The sequence below is a fragment of the Crystallibacter degradans genome (assembly GCF_012952295.1).
In the GTDB taxonomy this organism is placed as follows: Bacteria; Actinomycetota; Actinomycetes; order Actinomycetales; family Micrococcaceae; genus Crystallibacter; species Crystallibacter degradans.
Map to the genome: position 1 here is coordinate 763,441 of NZ_JABBCH010000001.1, position 12,475 is coordinate 775,915.

At 62.5% G+C, this 12,475-nt stretch carries 18 protein-coding genes; 7 read left to right on the forward strand and 11 right to left on the reverse strand.

Going from position 1 to position 12,475, the window contains the following annotated elements; all coding sequences use genetic code 11:
- Nucleotides 1-2 precede the first annotated feature (2 nt).
- Nucleotides 3-371 carry a nuclear transport factor 2 family protein gene (locus HGO92_RS03575; RefSeq protein ID WP_169991858.1) on the forward strand — a complete coding sequence of 123 codons (369 nt, stop codon included), beginning with the start codon at nucleotides 3-5 and terminating at the stop codon, nucleotides 369-371.
- 33 nt (nucleotides 372-404) lie between these two features.
- Here the strand turns inward: HGO92_RS03575 and HGO92_RS03580 are convergent, their stop codons facing one another.
- A complete protein-coding gene (locus HGO92_RS03580; protein ID WP_169991860.1) occupies nucleotides 405-707 on the reverse strand; it encodes a DUF4193 domain-containing protein in 303 nt (100 codons plus the stop codon).
- Nucleotides 708-1,012: 305 nt separating this feature from the next.
- Here HGO92_RS03580 and HGO92_RS03585 point away from each other — a divergent pair, with 305 nt between their 5' ends.
- Nucleotides 1,013-1,351, forward strand: coding sequence for a DUF8129 domain-containing protein (locus tag HGO92_RS03585; protein WP_169991862.1), 339 nt, complete (start codon nucleotides 1,013-1,015; stop codon nucleotides 1,349-1,351).
- Between the two features lie 84 nt (nucleotides 1,352-1,435).
- Here HGO92_RS03585 and HGO92_RS03590 read toward each other — a convergent pair whose 3' ends face one another.
- Nucleotides 1,436-2,209 carry a M50 family metallopeptidase gene (locus HGO92_RS03590; protein ID WP_169991864.1) on the reverse strand — a complete coding sequence of 258 codons (774 nt, stop codon included), beginning with the start codon at nucleotides 2,207-2,209 and terminating at the stop codon, nucleotides 1,436-1,438.
- Between the two features lie 251 nt (nucleotides 2,210-2,460).
- Between HGO92_RS03590 and HGO92_RS03595 the strand changes: the two genes are divergently transcribed.
- The gene (locus tag HGO92_RS03595; RefSeq protein WP_169991866.1) at nucleotides 2,461-2,895 is read left to right on the forward strand and encodes a DoxX family protein; all 435 of its coding nucleotides are present in this window, start codon (nucleotides 2,461-2,463) and stop codon (nucleotides 2,893-2,895) included.
- A gap of 141 nt (nucleotides 2,896-3,036) precedes the next feature.
- Here the strand turns inward: HGO92_RS03595 and HGO92_RS03600 are convergent, their stop codons facing one another.
- The 5 genes from HGO92_RS03600 to HGO92_RS03620 form a co-directional block, all read right to left on the reverse strand.
- Nucleotides 3,037-3,585 carry a DUF488 domain-containing protein gene (locus HGO92_RS03600; protein ID WP_169991868.1) on the reverse strand — a complete coding sequence of 183 codons (549 nt, stop codon included), beginning with the start codon at nucleotides 3,583-3,585 and terminating at the stop codon, nucleotides 3,037-3,039.
- Nucleotides 3,586-3,752: 167 nt separating this feature from the next.
- Nucleotides 3,753-3,956: a cold-shock protein gene (locus tag HGO92_RS03605; protein WP_074699652.1), complete on the reverse strand. Its 204-nt coding sequence runs from the start codon at nucleotides 3,954-3,956 to the stop codon at nucleotides 3,753-3,755.
- A 182-nt stretch (nucleotides 3,957-4,138) separates the two neighbouring features.
- On the reverse strand, nucleotides 4,139-4,621 hold the full coding sequence (locus HGO92_RS03610; protein ID WP_240974351.1) for an acyl-CoA thioesterase: 483 nt from the start codon (nucleotides 4,619-4,621) through the stop codon (nucleotides 4,139-4,141).
- The gene (locus HGO92_RS03615) at nucleotides 4,611-5,870 is read right to left on the reverse strand and encodes a plasmid pRiA4b ORF-3 family protein (protein WP_169991870.1); all 1,260 of its coding nucleotides are present in this window, start codon (nucleotides 5,868-5,870) and stop codon (nucleotides 4,611-4,613) included. The genes HGO92_RS03610 and HGO92_RS03615 overlap by 11 nt, the downstream gene beginning before the upstream one ends.
- 28 nt (nucleotides 5,871-5,898) lie before the next feature.
- Nucleotides 5,899-6,546 carry a TetR family transcriptional regulator gene (locus tag HGO92_RS03620; protein WP_169991872.1) on the reverse strand — a complete coding sequence of 216 codons (648 nt, stop codon included), beginning with the start codon at nucleotides 6,544-6,546 and terminating at the stop codon, nucleotides 5,899-5,901.
- Nucleotides 6,547-6,680: 134 nt separating this feature from the next.
- Here HGO92_RS03620 and HGO92_RS03625 point away from each other — a divergent pair, with 134 nt between their 5' ends.
- A complete protein-coding gene (locus HGO92_RS03625; protein WP_169991874.1) occupies nucleotides 6,681-7,223 on the forward strand; it encodes a CarD family transcriptional regulator in 543 nt (180 codons plus the stop codon).
- Between the two features lie 60 nt (nucleotides 7,224-7,283).
- Here the strand turns inward: HGO92_RS03625 and HGO92_RS03630 are convergent, their stop codons facing one another.
- Nucleotides 7,284-8,348, reverse strand: a complete 1,065-nt coding sequence (locus HGO92_RS03630) for an App1 family protein phosphatidate phosphatase (RefSeq protein ID WP_169991876.1) — start codon at nucleotides 8,346-8,348, stop codon at nucleotides 7,284-7,286.
- Between the two features lie 108 nt (nucleotides 8,349-8,456).
- On the opposite strand from HGO92_RS03630, the gene HGO92_RS03635 reads away from it, so the two are divergent.
- Entirely contained in the window at nucleotides 8,457-9,134 is a 678-nt protein-coding gene (locus tag HGO92_RS03635; protein ID WP_169991878.1) for a GOLPH3/VPS74 family protein, read from the forward strand.
- A gap of 78 nt (nucleotides 9,135-9,212) precedes the next feature.
- On the opposite strand, the gene HGO92_RS03640 is transcribed toward HGO92_RS03635, so the two are convergent.
- On the reverse strand, nucleotides 9,213-9,446 hold the full coding sequence (locus HGO92_RS03640; protein WP_169991880.1) for a metallothionein: 234 nt from the start codon (nucleotides 9,444-9,446) through the stop codon (nucleotides 9,213-9,215).
- Between the two features lie 293 nt (nucleotides 9,447-9,739).
- On the opposite strand from HGO92_RS03640, the gene HGO92_RS03645 reads away from it, so the two are divergent.
- On the forward strand, nucleotides 9,740-10,207 hold the full coding sequence (locus HGO92_RS03645; protein WP_169991882.1) for a DUF4383 domain-containing protein: 468 nt from the start codon (nucleotides 9,740-9,742) through the stop codon (nucleotides 10,205-10,207).
- Nucleotides 10,208-10,280: 73 nt separating this feature from the next.
- Here the strand turns inward: HGO92_RS03645 and HGO92_RS03650 are convergent, their stop codons facing one another.
- Complete coding sequence (locus HGO92_RS03650) at nucleotides 10,281-10,436, reverse strand: hypothetical protein (protein ID WP_169991883.1); 156 nt, start codon at nucleotides 10,434-10,436, stop codon at nucleotides 10,281-10,283.
- A 269-nt stretch (nucleotides 10,437-10,705) separates the two neighbouring features.
- Between HGO92_RS03650 and HGO92_RS03655 the strand changes: the two genes are divergently transcribed.
- Nucleotides 10,706-11,500 carry a SurA N-terminal domain-containing protein gene (locus tag HGO92_RS03655; protein ID WP_169991885.1) on the forward strand — a complete coding sequence of 265 codons (795 nt, stop codon included), beginning with the start codon at nucleotides 10,706-10,708 and terminating at the stop codon, nucleotides 11,498-11,500.
- 185 nt (nucleotides 11,501-11,685) lie between these two features.
- Here the strand turns inward: HGO92_RS03655 and HGO92_RS03660 are convergent, their stop codons facing one another.
- Entirely contained in the window at nucleotides 11,686-12,411 is a 726-nt protein-coding gene (locus HGO92_RS03660) for an NADPH-dependent FMN reductase (protein WP_346768835.1), read from the reverse strand.
- Nucleotides 12,412-12,475: the final 64 nt, after the last annotated feature.

Genomic DNA, 12,475 nt, shown 5'->3' on the forward strand with positions numbered 1-12,475 from the left:
CCATGGACGCCAGCGACGAACTGATCGAACTGGAACAGCGCGGCTGGATAGCCCTGTCATCCGGGGGTCAGACCGCGGCCGAGTTCTACCAGGCGATGTTGGACGCGGAAGTGGTGATGCTGCTGCCCGGCGGGACGCGCCTGACGGACCGGAGCCTGACCATCGAGGCCATGAGCGGCGCGCCGTGGTCGGACTTCCGGCTCGAAGTCCCCCAGGTTTTGTGGCCCACCGCGGAGACAGGCGTCATAACCTACGGCGTTACCGCGCATCGCGACGGCCAGCCGGAATATTCGGCCCTTGTCAGCACCTTGTATGTCCGTCGCGACGACGGCTGGAAAGTGTCCTTTCACCAACAAACCCCGCGCTCATAAGCACGGGGTTTGGGGTGATTCGCAGGAAGCTGTTTAGCCTTCGCAGTCGCGGCAGTACAGTTCGCCGTTCTTTTCACGGGCTACCTGGCTGCGGTGGCGGACCAGGAAGCAGGACGAGCAGGTGAATTCGTCTTCACGTGCCGGAACGACCTGGACAACAAGCTCTTCGCCGGAGAGATCGGCGCCGGGCAGATCAATGCCTTCGGCCGTATCCGAGTCCTCGACGTCAATGAGCGCGGTCTTTGCACCACCGGAGCGCTGGGTCTGCAGCGCTTCCAGAGACTCGTTGCTCTGGTCATCGTCCTTGTTGCGGGGTGCGTCGTAATCGGTTGCCATGCGGGTTTAGTGCTCCTGATGGTATTGGGTTTTTGACCTATATGTGAGCGCCCATTTTAGCTGTTTGAGCGAAAATTTCAACATCGCCTGCACAACGAACGGAACGCGTGAATAATTCCCGAGCATTTGAGGGCCTTTCGGGGGCCTCCGGCAGCTCCCAGAACTGCCGGACCAAGGTAGCTTATAACCCCTTACTTTCACCCCGGTCCGCTGTTAGGTTATAGGAACCTCCGCCACGGTCCTGCTTCACGGACCAGCGGCGGCGGGGAAGGATTCATTCCGGTCTCGACGAGTCAGGAGGAAGTATGAACGACTCCCCCAAGCATGACGAACTCCCCTTGCCCGACTATGACCATATCCCCCTCGGCACGTTGCCAACACGGATTACGGCGCTGGACGAGGAGGGTGTGAGCACCTTGCTGGCCTACGAGCGCGAGCATGGCAACCGCCTGCCGGTCACCCAGGTCCTCGAAAAACGGATCGAGGCATTGCGGAACGGCGCAGAACCCAGCGGTTCAGTGGCACAGGATCTGCCGGAAGTGACCCGGCATCAGACCGGGTCGCCCGTATCGCCGGCTACGTCCGGGCCGCCTGTCAATCCCCCGTCGCAGGGGGATCCGTCCAACCCCGCACAGCCTCGCTGACCAATCCGGGGCCCTGGACTTTCCTAGCCGGTCAAGTAGCTGTCCGCCGGGGCGGGTGGACGGCTACTTGACCCATCACACCCATCAGAAGGGCAAAGCCATCGGCCCGACGGCGGACCAAGCCGCCCCCGCCGCCACGGCGCAGGAAACGGCAATCACCAGGGCAAAACCGGCCAGCCACACACCGGACGGAAGGCCCGTGCGCCGGGACAAAATGTAGGCATCCGAGTTGCCCAGGAGCTGGCGGCGGCGTGTGTGGACGCTCACGACGTTCAGCCAGTCGCGGACCGCCCCGACCAACAGCGCAATCCCGATGGCCAATGTCGCATGCCCGAGGAACGCGGGCGGCGCGAAAAACACCATCAGTTCGGACACGATCGCAAGTCCGACGGCGATGACCGCCCCTTGGACATTCCGGATGAACAACAGGGTCACCAGCAGCAGAACCGCACTCACGGACAGCGCCAGCGAGGACCAGCCATTGAAAGCAGCCCACACCAGTGCGGCCCCGACAACGGCGGGAACCGGATAGCCCCAGAACCCCGTCCAGGCCGCGGCGGCCTTCCCCGAGCCGCGGCTGATCATCGCCCCGGAATGGTCAAAGCGCAGGTGGATGCCCCTGACAATCCGCCCGGTGGTCAGCGCCGCGAACGCGTGTCCCAACTCGTGGACTACGGTGACGAACAACCCGAAGTACCGCCACATGGGTCGCGGCACGGAAAGCATCAAGGCCGCCAACAGAATGAGAAACAGCTCTATCGCCGGCGCGTCCAGCGCGGGTCCCTGCTGGAAGCCCGCGGCGATCCTGCCCCACCATTCCGCGGCGAAACCCTGAACATTACGTGCTGTGCTGGTCATCTCATCCTTGGTTCTCGAACTGCATCCGAAGCGGACTGTAGCAGGGCAAGCTGGACGATGTTCGGAAACAGCCAGGACCGAACAGCGTGATTACGACGGCGGCACTGGAGCCCGGCGACCCGGGTCGACAAAGCCTGACTTGACACTTCAAGTGTTTTTCTGCCACTCTTTTATTGAAGCGTCAATCAATTGATGCTTATCGCTCGTTCCCGACGGCCGATACTTTGACCATAAGAAACGGTGAAAACATCATGAACAAAATCGCTTTGACCAATACCGCCCGCACTGTCCTCCGCGTTGTCCTCGGCTTCCTCTTTACCGCCCACGGTTGGCAGAAGTTCAACGAATGGACCATCGCCGGAACCCAGGCCTCCTTCGGCCAGATGGGCGTTCCCGCCGCCGAGATCGCAGCTCCGGTTGTTGCCACCCTCGAATTGGCCGGCGGCATCGCCCTGATCCTGGGCCTGCTGACTCGCCCGGTCGCCATCCTGCTGCTCGTAAACATGCTCGGCGCCTTGTTCCTCGTTCACGCCCCGGCCGGTGTGTTCGCCATGGACGGCGGCTACGAACTGGTGCTCCTCCTCGGCACCGCCGCCCTGACTCTTGCCCTGGTGGGCCCGGGACGCGTTTCGGTGGATCATGCACTCTTCGGCCGCAAGGACTCCAAGCTGAGCGTCCTCGCGTAACCAACGCGTAACCAATATCTAGACTCAAGATCCTGCCGGACGCGTCCGCGGTTTTGGCTGGAATGGCATCCCAATCTGCGGCCATTCCGGCCAAAACCGCGGGCGCGTTCGCGTTCGTTCATGCGCGCAGTCGAGCGGCGCTTATTCGGCAGGCCCGTCCCAACGGACAATACTGCCGTTTAGCCGGGCTCCTTCTGCCACTTTGTGCGGCGTCAGCTTGCCGCCGGGCATCAAATGCAGCACTTCCACACCGTGCCGAAGGACCAGGACGTCGGAGATGAGGCGCCGGTGGCAACGCCACCAGACAGTTTCGCTGCACATCACGGTGGTCGCCTGCAACGGCGCGTACTCCAGCAACCGCTCCAGGCCTGCGTCGAATTCAGGGGTCCGGGTGTAGGCGGCGTAGGCGCGGAAGGCGGCTACCTTCCACCAGCTGTCCGGTTCAGGTTCGCCAGCAGGAATTCTTCGCCGGCCGCCCAACTGCTCTTCCCAGCGGTAGTGGATACCGGCGTCGGGAAGCCATTTAGCCAGAGCATCCTTGCCCATGTCCGGATGCTTGCGGCTGCCCGGAAAGCGCCGCACGTCAACGAGGGCTTCGATGCCTGCCCCCGCCAGTAGTCCGGCCAGTTCATCCCGGCTGCTGGTGCCGTGGCCGACAGTGAAGATTCGCAAAGCTTTACCGGACGCCATACCGACAGTCTGCTCGGCACCGAGGCGCCTGTCCAACACTCAGGGCGGTTCCCCGGTACGGCGGAAGTGCGCGGGTTGCTGTAAGGCGGCCACGATCCGGCTGCTTAAAACAGAAACAGGACGGGAAATCCGCCCTGTTTCCTGGCCCGAAAGCCTCAGATCCTTATTTAGAGGACCGTGATGTTTACTGCCTGGGGTCCCTTGGGGCCCTGCTCGGTTTCGAAGCTGACCTTCTGGTTCTCTTCGAGGGACCGGTAGCCACCCGAATTGATCGCAGAAAAGTGCGCGAAAACATCTGCGCTGCCGTCGTCGGGCTGGATGAATCCGAAGCCCTTTTCAGCGTTGAACCACTTGACGGTACCTGTTGCCATTTTTATGCATCCTTCTGTTTGAGACTGTTCCCGGCCTTCGGGAAGCCCCAGTCGCGGTGTCCATTGTCCGCTTCTACAGAAAAAACGGCTAGCCCTTTGGGTTCGCCGTTCCTAGTACATGCGCAACACTACAACTGTGACCTAGTGTACACGGAGTCGCCCGGCGCGGACATAGCCGCTGGTCAGCGGAAGTTTGCTTCGCCCACGAACGGCCGCAGGCGGGACCTCTGCTCCGGCGTAACACGCAGTAACCGCTGATCCGCCTCGTGGAAGAACGCCAGCGTTGTTTCGGCCCGGACGCACTCGTCCTGCGTGACCGGATCACTAATGACATAGGCGATGGTCAGGCTGGCCGCCTTCAACGCGCTGACCCAGACCTCTACGTGCGCCGGAATGTTCCGGTAGTTCAGCGGCCGCACATACTTGACCCGGTGCTCGGTCACCAGTGCCTGGGCTCCCTCAGGCAGGTCGGAGAAGACCGGCAGGTCCACGTCCAGCCCCGGTCCACCGGTACCCGCCGGCGGCCCGAAGGCGTGAATGCGCGCCTCCTCGAGAATGCGCAGGATCTCCACATTGTTGATGTGCCCGTAGGCATCCATGTCGCCCCAGCGCATGGGGACGTTGCAGCTCAGCCGCTTCCCGCCCGTTGCGGTGTCAGTCTTCATGCTGTTCATTCTGCCGCCGCTGGACTTCCAACAGGAATTTGATGCCGGCCTCGCTGGGCGACGGGGAACTGCGCAAATAATCTTCCTCCTCGAAAACCCCGAGGCTGCCCAGCATGAGGCGCGATTCGTTGTACAGATACCGCCCCTCATGCTCGGGGATAGCGGCCCCGTCCGGCATCCGGAATCCGACGCTCATCAAGGTCTGCGTCACGGCTTCAGCAAGCATGTCGTAAGACGGCACGCGGTCCTCCAGCAGCCAAAGGACGAGGACCCTCCGGACCATTTTCTCCGCCGGGGTGCGCGGGTTCGCGAAACGGTCGGCGAGGTGGCTCCAGAGCCGGACGTCGTCGTCGTACGCTTTTCGCCCCGCAGGGGTCCGCACCAGCTTTCCCTTGTATTTCCGCAGCAGGCCCCATTCCTGCAGCGCCGAACGCAAGTCCAAAACCGGCAGCGTCTGCGATTCCCGATTGAACTTGCCGTACCAACGCTTTTCCCAACCGAGACTGGTCATCACTTCGGCGACCACGGCGGGCTTGAGGTAACCGTCCTTGGTCAGCTCGAGCCCGTCGGCGCCGACCCGCTGCAGCAGCCACTTTGCAGGAAGTACGACGGCGGCCATTTCCTCAGGCGTGGGCGTCGCGTCACCGAGTTGGGGACTTAACCGCGCGAGGCTCCGGTTGCATTTCTCCAGGTCGAATTCCTGCGGATCGAACTGTGCGGCAGGCTTGTTGGTAACCCAGGAGTACCACTTGGCCAGGTCGTCATGCCGTTCGTGGTTCGGGTCCAGCAGGATCTCGCACAGCTCCCGGTGGCCACTGATTCCGCCGGAATCCTCCACCGGACCGCGGTTGGCACCGGCAATGCAAGAGAGCTGGCCTGCGGGTGCTACCGCATGGCCGCTGATGCTGATCTCGTGCAGCCAGCTGTCGCCGAAGTCGTACTCGTAAACCAACTCGGTGCCCTTGGAGCTGAACACGTCCTCAAGGGTGAAGACCGCTGCCTGCTCGGTTTCCAGTTCCATGACTGTTTCATCGTTGCTGGCGAACCGGCGTTCCTGGCCCGCGGCATCGGTGCTTCGGAACATGTGCAGGTGCCGGTTGTCCCAGCCGAACGCCCGCTGGATGACCTTGTGCAGATCGGTGAGCGTGATGGCGGCGGGCACGCGCAGGTCGCGCCAGATCGCCGGTTCCGTTCCGGCAATAGTGATGTGCAGGTCGAGGGCTTTCTCGGCGGCTCGCATGATCGTCATTCTGCCAGTTTTGCTGACAGCCTGGCCGTTAACGTGCGAAGGCGCGCGCCTGGCCGTAAATCTCGGCCAGGTCCGCCGCTTTCCCTGCCTCCAGCAGGCCTACCCAGGTGTCCAGCGCGGCGCGGGCCACGGCTCCGGAAATGTCGATGGCCAGCCGCAGTTCCATCTGGTCGGCCCGCTCGGGGCCGAACTTTGCGCTCAGGGCAGCCAGCAGGTCCTCGGTCCGCTCCACCGTCTGCCGGACCTGTGCCGAACGCAGCGAGGGTTCCTTGCGGATCAGTTGGCTGACCTGCAGCATCCGCTGGGCAGCCGGTGAATCATTGTCGGTGTAGGGCAGGATGGTCAGGGCGTAAAGCCGGTCCACCTCGTCGCGAACATCGCCCTGCGGATCTACCGAGGGCAGCCCCGCGGCGATGGCTTCATGAAAGTCCTGGTGAACCGGTAAAGCAGCTTCTTCCTTGGTGGCGAAATAGCGGAAGAAGGTCCGTGCCGAGACTCCGGCTGTGGCGGCGATATCGTCCACAGTGGTGCTGGCGACTCCGCCCTCCGCGAACAGCCGTAGTGCCGCGTCGGTGATTTCCGCCCGGGTTTGCAGCCTCCGGCGCTCTCTCAAACCAGGTGAAACGGCACTCTGATGGGCCTCTGTCGCCCGTGTTTCCGCGGTTTTGACCTTCATTCGCCTCTTTCATCCCTTCCGGTGCCCATCCGGACTTCCCGTGGCGCTGGCCAGCTTCTAGGATATCCCACATTTGCCCACCCCCTGCCAATGTGGCAGTATCTGCCATAATGGCATGAAAGGGCATTATTCTCATGAAGCTTAACGTAGGCGACAGTCTTGTCTACCCGCCGCACGGCGCAGTAACCGTAACAGGCGTTACCAACCGCTCCTTTAACGAGTCCGACACCAAGTACGTGCAGTTCCGCGTACACCATGACGGGCTGATGATCGAGGTACCCGCCGCCAAGGCCAAGGACCTCGGCGCACGCCAGCCGATCGGCAAGAAGGGCGTGCAGAAGGTCATCAGCATCCTGCGCACCCCGGTTTCCACCGAGAAGGAAATCTGGTCCCGCCGTTTCAAGGCCAACCAGGAAAAGATCACCAACGGGGACGTTTACAAGATCAGCGAAGTTGTTCGTGATCTGACCCGCCGCCTGCAGTCCGGCGTCGCCCCTGCCGGCGAGAAGCGCCAGCTGGAACAGGCCCGGCGGATCCTGGTGTCCGAACTCGCCCTGTCCGAGAACACGGACGAGGCCGGTGCCGGTGCCATCATCGACGACGTCCTGCGCCCGGAAGACGTGGAAGAAACACCAGCGACGACGCCGAAGCGCATCAAAGCGGCAGCCAGCGCCTAACGCGCAACATAGCAGTACCGCCAGCGGAGCCGGATCGATTCCGGCTCCGCTGTTGCATTCTCAGGAGCCGTTGATGATCCCGAGCTCATGCAGCTGGGCGGCGATCCCGGCACCGTCCGGAGCGTAGATCCAGTCAATGCCGGGGGTGGCGTTGACCGGCTTGGCCTGCGAGCGCCCGCCAGCCAGCACAGCCTCGCTGACGGACAGCTGGCGGATGGCAATCGCGGCAACATGCTCCGGATAGCGCTGGGCGAAGCCCGCGTAGATGGCCTCGTCATGCTGCCCGTCGTCGCCAATGAGCAGCCATTTTACCTCGGGGAACTCGCGGGCCAGCCGCATCAGCTGGCTGGTCTTGTGCTCCATCCCGCTGCGGAACCACCGCTCGCGGGTCGGCCCCCAGTCAGTGAGCAACAGGGCGCCATCGGGGTACAGGTTCCGCGAGAGGAAGCGCGTGAGTGTCTGGGCTACGTTCCAGGCACCGGTGGAGAGGTACAGCACCGGGCTCCCCGGATGCTCCCGGGTGACGCGTTCGAGCATGACAGCCATGCCCGGGGTGGCGTTGCGGGCATGCTCGTCCAGCACAAAGGTGTTCCACGCCGCCAGGAACGGCCGCGGCAGCGCGGTGACCATGACGGTATCGTCAATGTCGGACAGGATTCCGAACTTAATGTCGGAGGGCACGATGTAGACCGCGGCCTCCACCGGGGTGGAGCCCTCGCAGCTGAGCGTCACGGTGGTCCAGCCTTCCGGCAGGTCAGCCGGCACATGCGAATCGACAACGCCGCCACGGTCTGCTGTGACTTCATGCTGCTCGCCGTTGATGCCAATGACCACTTTGGCGTTGGCGACGGGCGGACTGATGAAGTTGCGCCAGCCGCGGATGCCGTCCGCCAGAATCTGCGAGGCAACCTTCCCGTTTTCGAACGCGCCTTCCTTGGCCATCACCACGCGCCCCAGCACGCGGACCCAACCATTGGTCCCGTAGCCGGTGAACGGCAGGACGGCAACATTATCGCCACGCCCCCGGGCCCTGCGCTCACGCCAGCTCTGCCACTTGTCCTCAAGGCGCATCCCGATATGGGCGGCCTTCTCCTGGATGTCCTCGTTCTCTACGCTGGATGACATACGCACAGTTTGCCATGCTGGTCCCGCCCCGCGGAAAGATTGCCAGCCTCAGGCCGGCAGGTGCGGATTTTACGCCCGATTTCGGGGGTCAGCGACTAAGCTGACCCCATGCCCCAGGAACCGGTTGCTTCCTCTCCTCTGAGCGTTCCCGAAGCCTTCCTGCTGCTTTGCCTGCGCGATGAGGACGGCAAGGCGATGCTGGACGGATCAACGCTTGGCTACGGGCTCGGCGGGGCAATCCTCAGCGAGCTGGCCCTGGCCGGCGCCATCACCATCCAGGACCGGAAGGTCGTTCCCACGCCCGGTTATGACATCGACGGTTCTGGCGCTTACAAGCCCTTCATTCAGGTCATCACCGCCGCCCGCAGACCGTATAAGACCGAGCACTGGGTGACGAAGTTCGCCAGCCGCTCCCCCAGGCAGCTGGTCGGCGACCTGCTCGCCGCCCGGAACATTGTGGCCCGCGCGGAAGGCAGGATCCTGTGGGTCTTTCCCACCGTCAGATACCCGGAAGTCGATCCGGTACCGGAGCAGCAGCTGCGCGAACGCATCGCCAACGTCCTGTCCGGTCTCCGGCCAGATGGCTTCAGCGCCAGTGTTATCGCTCTGGCGGATGCCACGAAGATCCTGGAGAAGCGTTTCGGTCCGGTCCCCAAGGAACGGGTGAAAGAAATTACCGACGGCGACTGGGCATCCAAGGCGGTCAAGGACGCCATCTCCGCCGCGATCACGGCTGCCACCACCACAACCACCATGACCGCGGTGTCCTCAGCCGGATCGAACTAGCGGGCCGGGCCGAACTTCTTCAACCAGCGGGCCGGGCCGAACAGCGGCAGACCTGACGGGCTCCTGCCGGTGTTGACTTCAGGCGCGGTCCGCCACTTCCTGGTGTCCGGATTCCCCGGCACAGTGTGCACAGCAGTACATCCGCTCATCCGCCTCGACGCCGTGGCCCAGAATGCGGCAGCCGCAGTGCTCGCAGGTGGGGGCCAGAGCATGGATGGCGCATTCGAAACTGTCATAGGTGCCGGTCTTGTCGCCCTTGGTGATGGTGAAGGTCTTGTCGTACGAATTGCCGCAGGTATCGCAGGTTTCCATGAGCATGCCCTTTCGTGCCGTTGGCGCCGGGACCCGATGCCGCGGCACTGGTAATTCTCAGCCTACTTATGGCCCATCTGGTTCGCCACCGTCTTCCAGGTGGTTGGCCACCGCCGGTGACCGGTGGAACCGTTGCCGAGCAGCCGCCGTCGTTATTGCCGACGGCAACTTTTCCATATGCTTCGCACCCCTGCAGCAGTAGAATTTAAGTGCTGGTACTCCGTCAGATACGCCCTACCAACAGCCGGGTATGCGTCCGGCGAAAATTGTTACTCACAGTTTTGGGAGGAAAAATGACCACCGCTTCACCGTCTGCGCATCATGCACATGTCTCACGTGGAAATGTGCGAAACGCTGCGATGGGCTCGGGCATTGTTCTAACTGTTCTCGGCGTCCTGGGATTCATTCCAGGCATCACCATGGCTTATGACCAGCTGGCATTCGCCGCCGGTTCCGAGGCCATGCTCTTCAACGCATTCCAGATCTCCATGCTGCTGAACATCGTCTATATCGTGGTCGGTGCTGCGGGGTGGGCCATGAGCCGTACGGCCGCCGGGGCCAAGGACTTCCTGCTTGGTGCAGGCGCCTTGTACCTGGCCATGTGGATTTATGGCCTGATTATCAATCTGGAGTCCGCGGCCAATTTCCTGTCCTTCAACATGGCGACCAACTGGCTGCACTTCATTGTCGGCGTAGTTCTGGCGGGACTGGGGGTTGCGTATATGGTCCGGCACCGTGGCGATACACGGATGAACACCTGACCGGTTTCCCAGGAAAAAAGGTGCCTTGTACGCGAAACGTACAGGGCACCTTCATATGCAGCTTCATTTCGGCTCAGTCCGTCTCCGGGGTGGCCTCCAGATGTCCGGTGGGCAGGTCCTCGTCGAGGGGCTGGTCACTGTCTTCGTCCGTGTCTTTGTCCGTCTCTGTTACGCCCAGAGCGTGCTCCCGGTCCCCCGGTTCCTGCTGGATCTCTTCTTTTGATGGCATGACTACCTCCTGGTGCCGCGCGCCTGGCTCCGGCTCGATCCATTCCGGCGGGCCATGACCGACGGCTGCCTGTACATCCACATTAACAGCGTCCGGGCCGAAAAATAAGGGTGTGCAGGGCGGACGCTGCGCTGTATTCGGCGGTCCGGCCGGTACGGATTGTATAGCTCGTCCACACCTGGCTTTCCGGCCGTTCCTGAATGCCGGCTGGGAGATGGATTTGCCCGGGCCTGTTACCGTCGGTGGTTAACTTGATTGGAAAGGACTTTATGAGCAGCAAGAAGTGGCTTTTGGCCCTGGCCGTGGCGGGCTCGATTTCCGCCGTTACCGCATGCAGTGCCCCGGCCGGAGAAGGCGGGAACAGCGCGAGCACCCAGCAGGAAGCGCCCGCCCCAAGCGGCCAGGCCTCCGAAGGCGCGAATCCGGAGGCGCAGGAAATGCCCAAGCCGGACACCAAGGGCGTTCCTGACGTCGTGGCGGAAGTCAACGGCGAAAAGATCGCCAAGAAGGACTTTGTGGCCGCCTATGAAGGCCAGTTCCAGCAAGTTGCCATGCAGTCGCAAATGAGCGGGCAGAAGCTTGACCAAGACCAGCTCAAAGACCAGACGGTCGAAGGCATGATCAGTTCGCTCTTGCTCACGCAAGAAGCAGACAACCGCGGCCTCGAGGCACCCAAGAAAGAAGTGGATTCCACTCTGGACAAGCTGGTGAAATCGAGCCAGCTCAAGAGCAAGGACGAGTTCCTGGCTGCCATGAAGGACCAGGGCATGGACGAGAAAACAGTCATGTCCGAAATCGAGAAGCAGGTAAGAGTGGAAGCGCTCATTGCCGAAGAATCCGGGGACACCAAGCCCACGGAAGACGAGTTGAAGAAGGCCTACGACCAGGCCAAGGCCCAGCAGGAACAAATGAAGCAGCAGGGCGGCGAGGCCGGGGAGCTGCCGTCCTTTGAGGAAGCCAAGCCAGCCCTCGAAGAGCAGCTGAAGGGCCAGAAGCAGGGCGAAGCAGCGCAGGCATTGGTCAAGGACCTGCGTGCGGATGCGGACGTAAAGATCCACCTGTAACCCTCGTCCGGGACTGGTTGCCGGCCGCGCCGGCATTCACCCTGTCGGTATCCGAAATCTTCGCGGCACGGCCCTGAAGGGGAATCACCCGAGTCTGGTCCCGCCGTCGTGCATTAAACGGCTCCGCCCTGCCGCGCTTCACAAGCACTGCAGGGCGGAGCTGTTTCTGCTCGGCTGGGCTTGGATCAGGCGCTGACGGCCAGCAGTTCGGTGCGGATGGTGGTGAAGCCCTTGGCCCACGGGACCAGTTGGTCGACCATGGGGGTCAGTGTGCCGGCGTTCTGTTCGGTCGGCTTGAAGTCGGCGAAGTTCTCGAAGTCGGTGAAGAGCGAGAACATCACCTGGTTGCGGACCACGGCGATCTGCAGTTCGGCGAGCACGTTGCGCAGGTGCTCGGCGGAGCGGACGCCGCCCATGGAACCGTACGACACAATGCCGGCAGCCTTGTTATTGAACTCCACATTCAGGAAGGACAGGGCGTTGGTCAGCGCCGGCCCGACGGTGTGGTTGTATTCGCTGGCCACGAAGATGAAACCGTCAAACCCGGCGATCTTCCCGGACCAGGCCTCGGTGTGCTCGTTCTGGTAGCTCTGGTACATAGCGGGGGCCGGCTCATCCAGCAGCGGCAGGTTGAAATCCGCGATGTCCACCAGTTCGAATTCGGCGTCGGTACGGCCTTCGGTCTGCGCTAGTACCCACTCGGCCACGGAGCCGTTCACCCGGCCAGGGCGGGTGCTTCCGGTGACGATGGCGATCCTGGGCAGGCCAGCGGCGCGCTCTGCAGGCGCGGCCTCGACTACCGGAGCCGGAGCGGCAACCTCCGCTGCCTCAGGGGCGGGAGTCTGCTCAACAGGGGTTTCGGCGGAGCGACGGCCGTTGGACGAGCGGAATAGGTTCTTAAACCAGGACATGATTACCTTCTGTCGGTTGGTTGATTCTTCAACTATCTTAGAGGTGGATTCATTGACGTGTCAA